This is a genomic window from Photorhabdus hainanensis, assembly GCF_018448965.1.
Lineage (GTDB): Bacteria > Pseudomonadota > Gammaproteobacteria > Enterobacterales > Enterobacteriaceae > Photorhabdus > Photorhabdus akhurstii.
This window is the reverse complement of record NZ_RCWD01000041.1, coordinates 1-14,461: the sequence shown is the minus strand read 5'-3', so window position 1 is coordinate 14,461 and position 14,461 is coordinate 1. Positions and strand designations below refer to the sequence as shown.

Below are 14,461 nucleotides of genomic sequence, written 5' to 3'. Positions count from 1 at the left end.
AGATATATTTAGCATGCCAACACTCATCACTTTAAAAAATGTTGCTGTTACCTTCGACAATCGTCAGGTATTAAACAATATCTCTCTTAATTTACAACGAGGGAATATTCTGACTTTGCTAGGTCCCAATGGCGCCGGTAAATCAACTTTAGTTCGTGTTGTTTTGGGGCTTGTCGAACCATCATCCGGCGCAATTGAACGCACCGCTGGATTGAGAATCGGCTATGTTCCACAGAAGTTGCATCTTGATCCCACTCTGCCATTAACAGTCAAACGCTTTATGATGCTAAAACCCGGTGTAAAATCTGCCGATATATTGCCAGCACTAAAGCGAGTGAACGCTGCTCATCTATTGCAGCAGCCCATGCAAAAATTATCCGGCGGGGAAAACCAACGGGTTTTATTAGCCAGAGCGCTATTAAATCATCCGCAATTATTAGTCCTTGATGAACCAACACAAGGGGTCGATGTGAATGGTCAGTTAGCACTTTATGATCTAATCAATCAAATTAGAACCGAATTGCATTGCGCTGTATTGATGGTATCCCATGATTTACATCTGGTTATGGCGAAAACAGACGAAGTTTTATGTCTTAATCAACATATTTGTTGTTCCGGCACACCTGAAGTCGTTTCAACTCATCCTGAATTTATCGCTATGTTTGGTCATCATGGCGCTGAACAATTGGCGATATATCACCATCAACATAATCATCACCATGATCTGAAAGGGGAAATTGTCTTAGAAAATAACAGGGAATGCCACTCATGATTGAATTATTATTCCCCGGTTGGTTGGCCGGCATATTATTGTCTATTGCTGCCGGGCCATTAGGTTCATTTGTTGTCTGGCGCAGAATGTCCTATTTTGGCGATACTCTGGCTCATGCTTCATTACTGGGCGTTGCCTTCGGATTATTGCTAAATATTAGCCCTTTTTACGCGATTATCGCTGTCACTTTGATACTGGCAATGATGCTGGTTTGGTTGGAGAAACGCCCTCAACTGGCAATCGATACTTTGTTGGGGATTATGGCTCACAGCGCGCTATCATTAGGGCTGGTCGTTGTCAGTTTAATGTCTAATGTACGAGTTGATTTGATGGCTTATCTGTTTGGTGATTTATTGTCAGTCACCTATGAAGATATTTGGTTGATTGCCATCGGCGTCACCATTGTCGCCACACTTCTGTTCTGGCAATGGAACGCTCTGCTCTCTGTCACCGTCAGTCAGGAAATGGCTTTTGTGGATGGTATTAAAATACAGCGGTTAAGAGTATTGTTAATGCTGGTAACAGCGTTGACAATCGGCCTGGCAATGAAGTTTGTCGGCGCGCTGATTATTACCTCCCTGCTCATTATCCCGGCAGCCACTGCTCGCCGTTTTGCCCGTACACCGGAGCAAATGGCTGGTATTGCTATTGCGGTTGGTATGCTTGCTGTCACCGGCGGACTAGCGTTCTCCGCCGTTTACGACACACCAGCAGGGCCATCTGTCGTGCTATGCGCTGCGGTGATGTTTATTATCAGTCTGATCAGTAAAGCAAAAAATTGATCTACTGAGTGGGTACAACCCAGTCATGGAGAGCGGGATATACCCGTCATCTTTCAAGTTGCCTCTTTGTTGGCTGCACTCACTCACCCCGGTCACATAGTTCTCTATGCTCCCGGGGATTCGCTCCCTTGCCGCCGCAATGCATCTTGAAATCCATAGGATATAGGTTTCCCTTGCAGGAGTACCCATCCCGATTTTTCAGGTAATTAAACAACTCATTCCTGATCTCTGACCACGCCAAAATGGCGATAAGCATGTTCGGTGGCAATTCGTCCACGGGAAGTACGTTGAATAAAACCCTGTTGGATCAGAAAGGGTTCCAGAACATCCTCAATCGTTTCCCGCTCTTCGCCGATGGCAGCGGCAAGGTTATCTACCCCAACCGGACCGCCCATAAATTTATCAATGATGGCAACCAGTAACTTACGATCCAGATAATCAAAACCGGCAGCATCTACGCTCAACATATCCAGCGCTCTGGCGGCAATATTGCCATCAATCGCGCCATTCCCTTTCACTTGAGCAAAATCACGCACCCGACGCAGTAAACGGTTTGTAATCCGTGGCGTCCCACGAGAACGCATGGCAATCTGCCGGGCTCCATCGTCAGTGATCTCGACCCCCATAAAACGGGCACTGCGAGAAACGATACTTTGCAAATCGTCCACATTATAAAATTCAAGGCGTTGTACGATACCGAACCGATCACGCAGTGGCGAAGTCAAAGAGCCTGCGCGAGTGGTAGCCCCAATCAGGGTAAAAGGAGGCAAATCAATTTTGATCGAACGGGCGGCCGGTCCCTCGCCAATCATAATATCCAGTTGATAATCTTCCATTGCCGGATAGAGAATTTCTTCCACCACTGGCGACAAGCGGTGAATTTCATCGATAAACAACACATCATGCGGTTCAAGATTGGTCAGCATTGCCGCCAGATCGCCCGCCTTTTCTAAAACCGGGCCAGAAGTTGTACGGAGATTGACGCCCATCTCATTGGCGACAATATTCGCCAGCGTTGTTTTACCCAATCCCGGCGGACCAAAAATCAGCAGGTGGTCAAGGGCATCACCACGCAGTCTGGCAGCCTGAATAAAAATCTCCATCTGCTCACAGACTTGCGGCTGCCCAACATATTCAGACAATAATTTAGGTCTGATTGCGCGATCAATGGCTTCATCGTCTTGCAAAACTTCCGCGGAAACCAGACGGTCAGCTTCAATCATGGCTTACTCCTGCAACTTAAAGAGCGGCGCGAAGTGCTTCGCGGATAAGTGTTTCACAATCAGCACCCGGTTTAGCGACTTTACTTATCATGCGGCTAGCCTCTTGTGGCTTGTAACCCAGAGAGACTAATGCCGCCGCGGCTTCTGCTTCACTATCCGCGTCAGAATTTGTCTGTTTGGTTGTTGCCGGCAAATTAATATCACTGCTCTGATTGAAGAGATCGCCATTAAGCCCTTTAAAGCGATCTTTCATTTCCACCACCAGCCGTTCAGCAGTTTTCTTGCCCACACCCGGCAGTTTAACCAGAGAAGCAATCGCCTCTTGTTCAATGGCGGAAACAAATTGCTGCGCAGACATGCCCGAAAGAATAGCCAACGCCAATTTAGGCCCTACGCCATTCACTTTAATTAATTCACGGAATAGCGCCCGCTCCTGCTTATCATTAAAACCATAAAGTAATTGTGCGTCTTCACGTACAACAAAGTGAGTAAACAGAACGGCTTCCTGTCCGGCATCAGGCAATTCATAAAAACAGGTCATTGGCATATGAACTTCATAACCAACGCCATTCGTTTCCAGTAAAACCAAGGGTGGTTGTTTTTCCAGCACAATTCCTCTGAGACGCCCTATCACTCGTTTACCCCCTAAAAAATAAAACTGATTGTTCTACTTATGGTTATAACATAAAAAAAGCTGGATGCATATCCAGCCGTTATCTTAAACGTCCACGTGCCAAGATTAATCTGGGATCGCCAACCCGCAAAAGATTCTGATTAAAGTGACAATGGGTTATCGCAATGGCCAATGCGTCTGCCGCATCGGATTGCGGGTTAGCAGATAATTTCAGCACAGAGCGCACCATGTGCTGAACCTGACTTTTTTCAGCCGCCCCAGTTCCGACAACCGTTTGTTTCACCTGTCGAGCCGCATATTCAAAAACCGGTACAGATTGATTAACGGCGGCAAGAATCGCAACTCCCCGCGCTTGTCCTAATTTCAGCGCTGAATCGGCGTTTTTTGCCATAAAGACCTGCTCGATGGCAAAAGCATCTGGTTGAAATTGCATAATAATTTCAAGGATACCCGCATAGATACGCTGTAACCGGCTAGGCAGATCATCAACTTTTGTCCGAATACAACCACTGCCAAGGTAGCTCAAATGACGCCCCTGCTGACGGATCACGCCATAGCCAGTGACGCGGGAACCTGGGTCGATACCTAAGATAATCGCCATATTCTGTTTATTCGCCTTTGATTATCACCTTTAATAAAGGAGATAAAACGTTAGAGAAAGTGTCCTGTACCACAGCACACTTTCTCTACGCTATATACCCGTTATCCTTCAAGTTGCCTCTTTGTTGGCCGCACTCTCTCACCCCGGTCACATAGTTCGCTATGCTCCCGGGGATTCGCTCCCTTGCCGTCGCGATGCATCTTGAAATCCATTGGGTATACAACCCAATCGAAATTACAGCAAAGCAGCAACTTCATCAGAGATTTCACCGTTATGGTAAACCTCTTGTACGTCGTCTGAATCTTCCAACATATCAATCAAGCGCAATAACTTAGGTGCGGTTTCCGCATCCAATTCCGCTTTAGTGGAAGGGATCATTGAAACTTCTGCTGATTCAGCCACAAAACCCGCTGCGTCTAACGCATCTTTCACATCACCAAACGTTTCTGGCGTAGTGTAAACATCAATCGCGCCATCATCATAGGTTTCTACATCATCAGCGCCGGCCTCCAACGCCGCTTCCATCACCGCATCTTCATCCAGTCCCGGCGCGTAAGAAATCACCCCTTTCTTGGTGAACAAATAAGCAACCGAGCCATCAGTACCCAGATTACCACCAGTTTTAGTGAAAGCATGACGAACATCAGAAACGGTACGGTTGCGGTTATCACTCAAGCACTCAACCATCACCGCTGTTCCCCCCGGGCCATAACCTTCATAAATGATGGTTTCCATGTTATCCGCGTCATCGTTGCCAACACCACGGGCGATAGCACGGTTCAAAGTATCGCGGGTCATATTGTTGGACAGTGCTTTATCAATCGCGGCACGCAGACGTGGGTTAGATGCCGGATCTCCACCACCCAGACGGGCTGCCGTTACCAACTCCCGGATAATTTTGGTGAAAATCTTACCGCGTTTCGCATCCTGCGCAGCTTTGCGGTGCTTGGTGTTGGCCCATTTACTATGACCTGCCATAAGGTTCTCCGATAAAACGTCTAATAAACTTATTCAATCACAAACTCTTCAATCGCCTGTCGATTGCTCCACGACTTAGTGAGCTTTACTGCTTTATCCGCATCCAGCCACTGGTAAGCCTGATGTTCAGTCAACAAGCATTCTCGCTCTTCCGGCAATGCCAGACAGAACCAGTACTCTTTATTACGGGTGACTCCTGGCGCATAGCGATGGCGTAAGTGGGTAAAAATCTCAAAATAGAGAGAACGTCGGCAATCTATCAATTCAAGATTTTCACCTATGATATCAATACCGATTTCTTCTCGCACTTCGCGCAACGCTGTCTCCCACGGCGTTTCGTCTCCATCAAGGCTGCCAGTCACAGACTGCCAAAAGCCAGGATCGTCCCGCCGCTGTAACATCAGCACCCGTCGGCTGGAAAAAGAATAAATAACCACCAGCACAGACTCAGGGCGCTTATAAACCATTACTCACTCTCTTTTCTGGCAACAACAGAGATTGATAACTCTTCGAGTGCCGCCGAATTAGCATAACTTGGCGCTTCCGTCATTAAACAAGCAGCGGCGGTGGTTTTAGGGAATGCGATAACATCACGAATGTTATCCGTTCCTGTCAGCAACATCACCAAACGATCAAGACCAAATGCTAAACCTGCATGGGGAGGCGTACCAAATTTCAGCGCATCCAGCAAGAAGCCAAACTTCTCCTGCTGCTCCTGCTCATTAATACCCAGAATACGGAACACCGCCTGTTGCATTTCATTACGGTGAATACGCACCGAGCCGCCACCGACTTCGTAGCCGTTAATCACCATATCGTAAGCATTGGCAATGGCTGAAACCGGATTTTGCCCCAACTCCTCCGCTGACATATTACACGGTGAAGTAAACGGATGGTGCATAGCGGTCAGACCACCCTCCCCATCATCTTCGAACATTGGGAAGTCGATAACCCACAATGGCCGCCAGCTATCCAATTTTGTCAGGTTCAGATCGCGCCCTAACTTCAGACGCAACGCTCCCAAGGCATCAGTGACCACTTTCACACTACCGGCGCCGAAGAATAAAATATCGCCATCTTGTGCATCAGTACGGGAAAGCAGACCTTCAATCACCTCTGCATTCAGGAACTTGGCTATCGGACTTTGCACCCCTTCCAGACCAGCGGCACGTGCATTGATTTTTATCCACGCCAGCCCTTTCGCGCCATAAATCCCAACGAATTTGCCATATTCATCAATCTGCTTACGGCTCAGTTCAGCACCACCTGGTACTCGAATTACGGCTACACGGCCTTTACTGTCATTCGCCGGCTCAGCAAAAACACTAAATTCCACATCTTTAACCAAATCAGCAACATCAACCAACTCTAATGGGTTACGCAGATCAGGTTTATCAGAACCGAAACGACGCATCACTTCGGCAAACGTCATCACCGGGAAATGCCCCAGATCAACACTTTCAATTTCAAGCCACAATTCGCGGATCATCATTTCCATCATTTCCCTTACCTGCTCAGCAGTCATAAAGGAAGTTTCCACGTCGATCTGGGTAAATTCTGGCTGGCGATCCGCACGCAAATCTTCATCACGGAAGCATTTAACAATTTGATAATAACGGTCAAAACCGGACATCATCAGCAATTGTTTAAATAACTGCGGGGATTGAGGCAAGGCATAAAATTTGCCTTTATGAACACGACTTGGTACCAAATAATCACGGGCGCCTTCGGGGGTTGCTTTAGTCAACATTGGCGTTTCAATATCCAGGAAACCCTGATTATCCATGAAACGACGAACAAAACTGGTGATTTTAGCGCGTGTTTTCAGGCGATTTGCCATTTCAGGCCGACGCAGATCAATATAGCGATATTTCAGGCGTTGCTCTTCGCTGTTCGTCTGATTGCTATCCAAAGGCAGAGGTTCGGAACGGTTGATGATATTTAAACTTTCCGCAAAAACCTCTATTTCACCGGTAGTCATATCTTTGTTGATTTGACTGTCAGGACGAGCGCGTACAGTACCGGTGATTTGAATGCAGAATTCATTACGCAGTTCAGCAGCCTGAGAAAATGCGGCTTGCTGATCCGGGTCAAAAAATACCTGAACGATCCCTTCACGATCACGCATATCAATAAAAATCAAGCCGCCCAGATCACGGCGGCGGTTTACCCAACCACAAAGAGTCACCTTCTGGCCTTCATGGGTCAGATTCAACTGCCCACAATAATCAGTACGCATACAATATCCTTTTACTCGGCTGTTGTGCTGTTGCTGCGGAAAAAAGGCCGCCATTATAATGGAAATTCTACTCAGAGATAAGGGCGGGTCATCTCCTGATGAGATGCTATTGCCTTGATGTCTGATAATCAGGCAATTTATTTTCAATTCCCATCTATTTATAGCGACAGTTTTATTTTTGGGGTTTATCATAACTTAATTGGCCAATTTCGGTTAGGCAATGGAGTTAAAAATGGTTAGCTCGCTTTATGTTGTGTTGGGCGCACTATTATTGATTAAGCTGTCTTTTGATGTGGTTAAGTTAAGAACACAATATCGTGTCTCATATGGAGATGGTGGTTTTTACGAACTACAAACAGCGATCCGCATCCACGGTAATGCTGTGGAATATATCCCCATCTCTATGTTATTGCTGGTCATGATGGAGATGAACGGCTCAAATGTCTGGATGATACATGTCTGTGGTTTGATTCTGCTCACCGGCAGAGTCTTGCATTATTATGGTCTGCACCACCGTGAATTCTATTGGCGGCGTTCAGGCATGGTAGCAACTTATCTTTCCATCGTATTAATGGTAATAACGAATATTTACTACTTGCCTTGGGAACAGATATTTTCTCTCTACTAACGAAACGAATAGTACTGGCACTAAAATAACAGGCAGCAAACTCGGCTGCCTGTTATTCTAACCATAGTGGTTCCCTATGTAAGGAAGACTTTCCGACGTTGACATGCAACGCGAGCAAGTGTTGGTTTTTTTACCTCTCATTGGCGAGGGTATAAACCGCATCTCCGGCCCGTTTACCAATAGCAATTACCAGCAAGATAATCTTATTGTCATTCACTTCATAAACTAAGCAGTAGCCAGAAGAGCGCAATTTAATTTTGTATCGGTTCGCTCGCCCTCTTAATCTTGCTGACGGCACATGAGGGTTTTCTAAGCGTTCAGCCAATTTTTTCTTTAGCTGCTCCTTAATTGGATGACCTAACTTCTTCCACTCTTTTAAGGCCCGTTTTTCAAATTCCAAGCTATAGATCATCTAGGTTCACACTAACAAATTCAGCATTTTCTAAACGTTCATCTGCAATTTTGTTCAGTGCGGCATCCTCTGCTAGCTCCTGATAGTAGGCGAATAATTCGGGAGGCACACAATAAAACGCAGGTTCATTCCGATTCAGGATTGCGACCGCTTCACCTTCCCCCTGCAAATATGTCCCCATCGGGTTACGTTTCAAATCGGTAATACTTGCCGCTAAGTTTGTTAAGATTTGATATGCCATACACCACCTCACTCTTTTACGTAAACAAGCAATAGGTCATTTAAAGGTGCTTTTCAATGCATCTTTACTTTTTTATATAAAACCCAAAACTCCCCTAATGCTGACTGACTCATGAAATCAAGGATTGATCGCGCCATGATATGATTTTTATACCACACTTAAATTCCTCAAATATTTCCATTATTCACTACTTTTAAGCACAGAGAAAATTGGTTCAAGGTCAAGCTGTACATCTGTTAGAATGCCACCCTCTATTTTTTCTGATAATTAATGCTGTTATGTCAAATCAAGATCCTTACCATCAAAGGGATAGCCTGTTTGCCGCTCCCATCGCCAATCTGGGAGACTGGCGTTTCGATGAACGGGTAGCCGAAGTTTTCCCTGATATGATCCAACGCTCCGTGCCAGGTTATTCAAATATTGTTTCCATGATTGGTATGCTGGCCGGGCGTTTTGTGACATCAAACAGTCAAATTTACGACCTGGGTTGTTCCTTAGGCGCATCAACCCTGGCAATGCGCCGCAATATTGCCGCTGAAAACTGCAAAATTATCGCCGTTGATAATTCCCCGGCAATGGTGAAACGCTGTCGTCGTCATATCGACGCTTTCCGAGCACAAACACCGGTTGAAGTCATTGAGGCCGATATTCTTGATATTGATATTCAAAATGCTTCGATGGTCGTGTTGAATTTCACTTTACAATTCCTCAACCCGCAAGATCGACAAGGTTTACTTAACCGGATTTATCAGGGATTACGTCCCGGTGGTGTTTTAGTTTTATCAGAGAAATTCAGCCTTGAAGATCAACAAATCGGTGAGTTGCTGTTTGATATGCACCACGATTTCAAGCGTGCTAACGGATATAGCGAGCTGGAAATCAGCCAAAAACGCAGCATGCTTGAAAATGTAATGCTGACCGACTCTGTAGAAACCCACAAATCCCGTCTCCATCAATCCGGTTTTAACCATGTTGAAGTCTGGTTTCAGTGTTTCAACTTTGGATCACTGCTGGCGATAAAAGGGGCCGATAAATGATCGATTTCGGTAATTTTTATCAAATTATTGCCAAGAATAACCTCCAGCATTGGCTTAATTGCCTTCCTGCGCAACTGCAAGAATGGCAAAAAGCGGCCCTGCACGGCAGTTTTAAATCATGGGTAAAAACCCTGGAAAACCTACCCGCAATTTCACCGACCCAATTAGATTTGAAAAATGGCGTAATCGCAGAACGTGATCCTCCCCTATCCGCAGGTGAAAAAGTCTGTATTACCAATATATTGCGAGTATTCATGCCGTGGCGCAAAGGTCCATTCTCTCTTTACGGTGTAAATATCGACACTGAATGGCGTTCAGACTGGAAATGGGATCGAGTACTGCCTCATATTTCCCCACTAGCCGGCCGGACAATTCTTGATGTTGGTTGCGGCAGCGGCTATCACCTATGGCGGATGGTGGGTGAAGGGGCTGAACTTGCCGTTGGTATCGATCCAACTCAGCTCTTCCTCTGCCAGTTTGAAGCTGTCAGAAAGTTACTTGGCAATGATCAACGCGCCCATCTCTTACCTCTGGGCATTGAACAATTACCGGCACTGGCTGCTTTCGATACCGTCTTTTCAATGGGCGTTCTCTATCACCGCCGCTCTCCTCTTGACCATCTCTGGCAATTGAAAAACCAACTGGCAGCCGATGGTGAGCTGGTATTAGAAAGTCTGGTTGTTGAAGGAGATGAACATACCTGTTTAATCCCTGGCGAACGTTATGCTCAAATGCGCAACGTCTATTTCATTCCTTCGGCAAAAATGTTGAAAATCTGGTTGGAGAAGTGCGGTTTTGTCGATGTGAAGATTGCCGATCAAGCGGTAACAACCACAGAAGAGCAACGTCGTACAACCTGGATGAGAACTGAATCGTTATCTGATTTTCTTGATCCTACTGATAGCAGTAAAACCATTGAGGGCTATCCCGCCCCTCTGCGGGCGATACTGATCGCCCGTAAGCCCTGATTTTGCGAACTGGCCCAATTTTGGGCCAGTTCATATAGGCTATTCAAATAAAGTCAGACTCAGCATCCCTTTCATCACCTCCACCACACCACCATCAACACAATAATGTGAAAACTCATCCACCTCATTGTCGGCGCTCATCGTCACCCCCGCTTTGCGGTAAGTCATGGTAGAAGGCATAATCCGGCTTGCCGAACTGTGAACTTCCGTTAACCCGATATCAATAAATTTATGAATATTACTCATACGAACGCCCGCACCTGCCATAATAATTGGCCCCTGACTGGCTTGATGCAGCTCTTTCAACAAGGGTAATCCCAATTCGGCATTCTGTTGCTGACCGGAAGTCAATATTCGCTTAACACCAAGCTGAGTGAGTTGATCCAATGCCACATAAGGATTAAAACACATATCAAATGCACGGTGAAAAGTGACGGCCATATCGCCAGACAGCGCCATCAATTGTTGCATGCGGGGCAAATCGATATGCCCTTCTTCATCTAACACACCAAAAACCACGCCCATAAATCCCATATCACGGATCTGAGCAACATCATTTTTCATCACCTCAAAATCTGAGTGACTATAGCAAAAATCACCACCTCTTGGACGTACAATGGGATGTACAGGAATAGTTAATTGCTCAATAGCCTGCTTCAACGTACCAAGACTCGGTGTTAATCCCCCTTCCGCCGGACTGGCGCATAACTCTATCCGGTCAGCACCAGCCTGTTGTGCGATTAATGCGCAACCTACGCTAAAACAACAAATTTCTAACTTTGTCATCAGAAGTTCCTTGGACACCTAGTCATTAACGAGCAATCAATGAATCTAAGCGATTCAGTAATTCAACTCACTAACTATGACATCTAATTATTGCCGATGATTTGTAGGAAATCACAAGGTCAGAACTTTTATCTGGATCACAAGGATGAAAAAGTTAATTTTGCCGACTAGTGCTCATTTTTAACAATTTCACGCAATATAAATGGGTGAAACTTGACGGTGATCTCACCATCAGTGATAGCCAAGGTCGGGTTAAACAACCGCTTTTTCTCCCTTTGGGTTGACTCTGTTTAACTATCCCCAACTTGGGTGTATATTATACTTAAGTTGGGGACAGATGGATAAGTGATGGAAGCTGTTTTTATTGAACTACCACCTTTTGAACGCTACCGCCATAACTACCTGAGTGATGAGGAGTTTCGAACCTTCCAAAATATACTGCTGAAAAATCCAACAGCAGGGGACGTCATCCAACATACCGGCGGATTACGTAAAGTGCGTTTTACAGATTCCCGAAGAAAAAAGGGAAAACGGAGCGGTATTCGGGTGATTTACTATTGGTGGATATCTAAATCGCAATTCATGCTTTTCACTATCTACGATAAAGATGAGATGTCAGACTTAACTAAAGAACAATGCGAATCCTTGCGTAAAATGTTAGAAATCAGAAAAAAAGGAGCATAAATGAACCGTGATCTATTTGCAGAACTCAATGAAGGAATGAAAGCTTGGGAAGAGGCTAATGAAGGCAAACTCACATTGAAAACGCATAAGAGGAGGTTAAAAAACGATATCTCCATCAATCCAGATGAGTTGAAATCCATACGGAGTAAACTGAATATTTCTCAAGCTGTTTTTGCCCAGTACCTGCACACCGGTGAGACGACATACCAAAACTGGGAACAAGGGCGGGCTAAACCGAATAAACAGGCTGTGTTACTGATTAAAATGGTGGAGCGCCACCCGCAGGCACTAGAGTTTCTTGCCAGCCTCACATAACGACATCACTTTAACTTATGTAGCCAGGCATTCACTTTTAACAATTTCACGCAATGTAAATGGGTGAAATTTGACGGTGATCTCACCATCAGTGACAGCTAAAGTAGGATTAGGCAACCGCTCTTGTTCCCCTTTGGGCTGGCTCTCTTTGACAGAAAAACCTGTCGGCAAAGGTTGCGGTAATAATGCTTTTGCTGCTGTTGATAAAATCTCAGGCGCCACCGGCAGCACCAGCTCCACATGTTCCCATCCCTGATGCAAGTAAGTTTTCTTGCCAGGATAAGGCAGTTCTACACAATCAATTTGCCAATTAAGCACCGCGATTGGGTGTTCTAAATCAAACAAGCAGATTGGCCGTCCATTAATGATACTTTCTGACATCAAACTGCCACATTGCAAAAAACCTTTACGCCAACGCTCGGCTACAGAGATATCGTGGCAACGTAAGGAGATATGATCTGCTTGATATTGCTCAACATTCAAATTAAGCCGCTGTTTGAACTGTGCCAATTTTTGCTCAAATATTGCCAGATCAGCCACTAAATCCTGTAATGCAACAATAGAAGAAAAATGTGTCATATTATCCCAGTTAAGATGCTATAAATTGGCGCCAAACAGCCCAAGAGTTTTAAAGGCTTGCCGCCGTTTCAAGCCTCAAATAATACCCTCGATTTGTAACAAAATGAAATTTGATGGCGCCGACACAACCACTCTTTCAATAATCTCCATAAATTCGCAAGATGTTATTATCCATCATACACTATCCAGCGGCCGTATATTGTTCATCGAGCGTCTGTAAATAATCTGCACTGGTCAGGTGACTAATATCATCTCCACTTTCTAAACGCGATTTCAGCCAATCAATAATCCGTTCCTGTAATTTCCCTTCTGGCTCATTTAGTTTTTCAGCTAATTCACCGTGGTTTTCCCATATATCACTACTGATCACAAATGCTTTCCCTTTCAAGGCGTAGTCGGAATGATGCCAGGCATGCGATAAATGATCGCCCAGAATAAAGGGTTGTTCACTGCCACCGTGACCACAATTTTCAGGCCGATAATAAATTTGCGGTTCGGGTACATCGATCATCAACTCACTTACTGGCGTCAAAAATGCCGACCAATCGCTGAAGATCATTGCGGGTAATAACTGACCGAGGATACGTGGGTCCATACTGCGCAAAATCACTTGCCTCTCCCGCAATATCACTTGCTGGCGTGAACACCAATGATTAAGCTGTCGCTCCCATAAATCCTCACTGCGATAAGCCCAACCCCAACTGTTATCGCTCAGAGTTTGGCTATCAAGCAGATGACCGATTACAGACAGGCAACCTGACTTGGGCTGAACCAGCCAGGGACCTTGCGCCAATATGTGGTCCATCGGTGTACCGCTATACAAAGGAAAAGCCTGCTCTACCCAGTCGTTGCGATAAAAGAGCGCCACCGGGTTAGGTTCTGCCAGTGAATTCAGCATAAAGAAAACAGGCGGCTTATTAGGCGTAGTCAGCCATTGTTGCCAGTTTATGGAAATGTTCATTCATCCTCCTGGTTATTAATAGTTAGATTAACTTCTCTCTGAGCTTGCAAAGCACAAATCCGTTTAACTGGAGATTTCACATTAGGCAGAGGTTCTACACTCTCTGGCAGTTGTAAAGATAAACCACGCCCGGTACCGGCTGAACCTTGCCCGACCAGCAAATTGGGGGAAGTCAGAATACCGCCGGGAGTTAACCGGATAAAATGGCCGCCGACTTTTAAGGTAATTTCTGACGCCGCCTCCAACACCATCTTACCGCCGCTTTTCAGGTGCGTTTCCTGACCACTTTCAGCCACCAATGCCTCCCCAGTCTGTAAATGCTGACTGCCTGAGATACGGTGTGAAACATCGCCATCGGTGCTGTACTTCCCCGAGCCTTTGACATGCTGATGATCATCCACTGAAATTTCGCTATAGCGGTTATTATCGATGCGCTGTTTATGGTCATGTTTAATATGCCAGTAAGCATCGTGCTGAATATGGACGGTCAGATCTTTCTGCCCGCGCAGGTAAATCTCCTCCCGGTCTTTCTCATCTTCAAAGCGCAATTCATTAAAACCTTCCCCTTTGTGGGTTTGGGTTTTAAATGTCGTGCGGGTCTTTTCCGCGGGTAAATTTAAC

20 protein-coding genes are annotated in these 14,461 nt (G+C 45.6%); 7 read left to right on the top strand and 13 right to left on the bottom strand.

Translation table 11 applies throughout. The features are described 5' to 3' along the window. The first annotated feature begins 13 nt into the window (after nucleotides 1–13). Nucleotides 14–772: a zinc ABC transporter ATP-binding protein ZnuC gene (znuC, locus tag EAE92_RS19740; protein WP_214069314.1), complete on the top strand. Its 759-nt coding sequence runs from the start codon at nucleotides 14–16 to the stop codon at nucleotides 770–772. Then, nucleotides 769–1,554, top strand: a complete 786-nt coding sequence (gene znuB / locus EAE92_RS19735; protein WP_214069313.1) for a zinc ABC transporter permease subunit ZnuB — start codon at nucleotides 769–771, stop codon at nucleotides 1,552–1,554. Before znuC ends, znuB begins: the two co-directional genes overlap by 4 nt. A gap of 215 nt (nucleotides 1,555–1,769) precedes the next feature. On the opposite strand, the gene ruvB is transcribed toward znuB, so the two are convergent. From ruvB to aspS, 6 genes are all read right to left on the bottom strand, one after another. Then, nucleotides 1,770–2,777, bottom strand: coding sequence for a Holliday junction branch migration DNA helicase RuvB (gene ruvB / locus EAE92_RS19730; protein ID WP_036806417.1), 1,008 nt, complete (start codon nucleotides 2,775–2,777; stop codon nucleotides 1,770–1,772). Nucleotides 2,778–2,793: 16 nt separating this feature from the next. Further along, a complete protein-coding gene (gene ruvA, locus EAE92_RS19725) occupies nucleotides 2,794–3,411 on the bottom strand; it encodes a Holliday junction branch migration protein RuvA (protein ID WP_214069312.1) in 618 nt (205 codons plus the stop codon). Nucleotides 3,412–3,490: 79 nt separating this feature from the next. Beyond that, on the bottom strand, nucleotides 3,491–4,012 hold the full coding sequence (gene ruvC, locus EAE92_RS19720) for a crossover junction endodeoxyribonuclease RuvC (RefSeq protein ID WP_214069311.1): 522 nt from the start codon (nucleotides 4,010–4,012) through the stop codon (nucleotides 3,491–3,493). 234 nt (nucleotides 4,013–4,246) lie between these two features. Beyond that, on the bottom strand, nucleotides 4,247–4,990 hold the full coding sequence (locus EAE92_RS19715; protein ID WP_036806426.1) for a YebC/PmpR family DNA-binding transcriptional regulator: 744 nt from the start codon (nucleotides 4,988–4,990) through the stop codon (nucleotides 4,247–4,249). Nucleotides 4,991–5,019: 29 nt separating this feature from the next. Next, nucleotides 5,020–5,457, bottom strand: a complete 438-nt coding sequence (nudB, locus tag EAE92_RS19710) for a dihydroneopterin triphosphate diphosphatase (RefSeq protein ID WP_036806429.1) — start codon at nucleotides 5,455–5,457, stop codon at nucleotides 5,020–5,022. Next, on the bottom strand, nucleotides 5,457–7,229 hold the full coding sequence (gene aspS / locus EAE92_RS19705) for an aspartate--tRNA ligase (protein WP_214069310.1): 1,773 nt from the start codon (nucleotides 7,227–7,229) through the stop codon (nucleotides 5,457–5,459). Before aspS ends, nudB begins: the two co-directional genes overlap by 1 nt. Before the next feature lie 232 nt (nucleotides 7,230–7,461). Here aspS and EAE92_RS19700 point away from each other — a divergent pair, with 232 nt between their 5' ends. Further along, on the top strand, nucleotides 7,462–7,857 hold the full coding sequence (locus EAE92_RS19700) for an MAPEG family protein (protein WP_214069309.1): 396 nt from the start codon (nucleotides 7,462–7,464) through the stop codon (nucleotides 7,855–7,857). A gap of 130 nt (nucleotides 7,858–7,987) precedes the next feature. Here EAE92_RS19700 and EAE92_RS19695 read toward each other — a convergent pair whose 3' ends face one another. After that, nucleotides 7,988–8,269: a type II toxin-antitoxin system RelE family toxin gene (locus EAE92_RS19695; RefSeq protein ID WP_214069308.1), complete on the bottom strand. Its 282-nt coding sequence runs from the start codon at nucleotides 8,267–8,269 to the stop codon at nucleotides 7,988–7,990. After that, entirely contained in the window at nucleotides 8,259–8,510 is a 252-nt protein-coding gene (locus EAE92_RS19690; RefSeq protein WP_011146358.1) for a type II toxin-antitoxin system Phd/YefM family antitoxin, read from the bottom strand. The genes EAE92_RS19695 and EAE92_RS19690 overlap by 11 nt, the downstream gene beginning before the upstream one ends. Nucleotides 8,511–8,788: 278 nt before the next feature. Here EAE92_RS19690 and cmoA point away from each other — a divergent pair, with 278 nt between their 5' ends. Both cmoA and cmoB read left to right on the top strand, forming a co-directional pair. After that, entirely contained in the window at nucleotides 8,789–9,547 is a 759-nt protein-coding gene (gene cmoA, locus EAE92_RS19685; RefSeq protein ID WP_036775710.1) for a carboxy-S-adenosyl-L-methionine synthase CmoA, read from the top strand. Then, nucleotides 9,544–10,515, top strand: coding sequence for a tRNA 5-methoxyuridine(34)/uridine 5-oxyacetic acid(34) synthase CmoB (gene cmoB, locus EAE92_RS19680; RefSeq protein WP_214069307.1), 972 nt, complete (start codon nucleotides 9,544–9,546; stop codon nucleotides 10,513–10,515). The genes cmoA and cmoB overlap by 4 nt, the downstream gene beginning before the upstream one ends. 39 nt (nucleotides 10,516–10,554) lie before the next feature. Here cmoB and cutC read toward each other — a convergent pair whose 3' ends face one another. Then, the gene (gene cutC / locus EAE92_RS19675; RefSeq protein WP_036775534.1) at nucleotides 10,555–11,301 is read right to left on the bottom strand and encodes a copper homeostasis protein CutC; all 747 of its coding nucleotides are present in this window, start codon (nucleotides 11,299–11,301) and stop codon (nucleotides 10,555–10,557) included. 167 nt (nucleotides 11,302–11,468) lie between these two features. Then, complete coding sequence (locus EAE92_RS19670) at nucleotides 11,469–11,546, bottom strand: hypothetical protein (protein ID WP_339959405.1); 78 nt, start codon at nucleotides 11,544–11,546, stop codon at nucleotides 11,469–11,471. A gap of 103 nt (nucleotides 11,547–11,649) precedes the next feature. On the opposite strand from EAE92_RS19670, the gene EAE92_RS19665 reads away from it, so the two are divergent. Both EAE92_RS19665 and EAE92_RS19660 read left to right on the top strand, forming a co-directional pair. Beyond that, entirely contained in the window at nucleotides 11,650–11,985 is a 336-nt protein-coding gene (locus tag EAE92_RS19665; protein WP_214069306.1) for a toxin, read from the top strand. Then, nucleotides 11,986–12,300 carry a helix-turn-helix domain-containing protein gene (locus tag EAE92_RS19660; protein WP_214069305.1) on the top strand — a complete coding sequence of 105 codons (315 nt, stop codon included), beginning with the start codon at nucleotides 11,986–11,988 and terminating at the stop codon, nucleotides 12,298–12,300. 15 nt (nucleotides 12,301–12,315) lie between these two features. Here EAE92_RS19660 and EAE92_RS19655 read toward each other — a convergent pair whose 3' ends face one another. The 3 genes from EAE92_RS19655 to EAE92_RS19645 form a co-directional block, all read right to left on the bottom strand. Further along, a complete protein-coding gene (locus EAE92_RS19655) occupies nucleotides 12,316–12,879 on the bottom strand; it encodes a VOC family protein (protein ID WP_214069304.1) in 564 nt (187 codons plus the stop codon). 181 nt (nucleotides 12,880–13,060) lie between these two features. Then, entirely contained in the window at nucleotides 13,061–13,840 is a 780-nt protein-coding gene (locus EAE92_RS19650) for a DUF4123 domain-containing protein (protein WP_214069303.1), read from the bottom strand. Then, nucleotides 13,837–14,461: bacteriophage T4 gp5 trimerization domain-containing protein (locus EAE92_RS19645; protein ID WP_422616068.1), on the bottom strand; the 625-nt coding region annotated here is incomplete at its 5' end. The genes EAE92_RS19650 and EAE92_RS19645, both read right to left, overlap by 4 nt.

Excerpts from the sequence above, each read along its gene's own strand:
- EAE92_RS19700 (WP_214069309.1), top strand. The coding sequence starts at position 7,462 with ATGGTTAGCTCGCTTTATGTTGTGTTGGGCGCACTATTATTGATTAAG.
- EAE92_RS19690 (WP_011146358.1), bottom strand. The coding sequence starts at position 8,510 with ATGGCATATCAAATCTTAACAAACTTAGCGGCAAGTATTACCGATTTG.
- aspS (WP_214069310.1), bottom strand. The coding sequence starts at position 7,229 with ATGCGTACTGATTATTGTGGGCAGTTGAATCTGACCCATGAAGGCCAG.
- EAE92_RS19665 (WP_214069306.1), top strand. The coding sequence starts at position 11,650 with ATGGAAGCTGTTTTTATTGAACTACCACCTTTTGAACGCTACCGCCAT.
- cmoA (WP_036775710.1), top strand. The coding sequence starts at position 8,789 with ATGTCAAATCAAGATCCTTACCATCAAAGGGATAGCCTGTTTGCCGCT.
- EAE92_RS19695 (WP_214069308.1), bottom strand. The coding sequence starts at position 8,269 with ATGATCTATAGCTTGGAATTTGAAAAACGGGCCTTAAAAGAGTGGAAG.
- EAE92_RS19715 (WP_036806426.1), bottom strand. The coding sequence starts at position 4,990 with ATGGCAGGTCATAGTAAATGGGCCAACACCAAGCACCGCAAAGCTGCG.
- EAE92_RS19655 (WP_214069304.1), bottom strand. The coding sequence starts at position 12,879 with ATGACACATTTTTCTTCTATTGTTGCATTACAGGATTTAGTGGCTGAT.
- ruvC (WP_214069311.1), bottom strand. The coding sequence starts at position 4,012 with ATGGCGATTATCTTAGGTATCGACCCAGGTTCCCGCGTCACTGGCTAT.
- cutC (WP_036775534.1), bottom strand. The coding sequence starts at position 11,301 with ATGACAAAGTTAGAAATTTGTTGTTTTAGCGTAGGTTGCGCATTAATC.
- nudB (WP_036806429.1), bottom strand. The coding sequence starts at position 5,457 with ATGGTTTATAAGCGCCCTGAGTCTGTGCTGGTGGTTATTTATTCTTTT.
- znuC (WP_214069314.1), top strand. The coding sequence starts at position 14 with ATGCCAACACTCATCACTTTAAAAAATGTTGCTGTTACCTTCGACAAT.
- cmoB (WP_214069307.1), top strand. The coding sequence starts at position 9,544 with ATGATCGATTTCGGTAATTTTTATCAAATTATTGCCAAGAATAACCTC.
- ruvB (WP_036806417.1), bottom strand. The coding sequence starts at position 2,777 with ATGATTGAAGCTGACCGTCTGGTTTCCGCGGAAGTTTTGCAAGACGAT.
- znuB (WP_214069313.1), top strand. The coding sequence starts at position 769 with ATGATTGAATTATTATTCCCCGGTTGGTTGGCCGGCATATTATTGTCT.
- EAE92_RS19650 (WP_214069303.1), bottom strand. The coding sequence starts at position 13,840 with ATGAACATTTCCATAAACTGGCAACAATGGCTGACTACGCCTAATAAG.
- EAE92_RS19660 (WP_214069305.1), top strand. The coding sequence starts at position 11,986 with ATGAACCGTGATCTATTTGCAGAACTCAATGAAGGAATGAAAGCTTGG.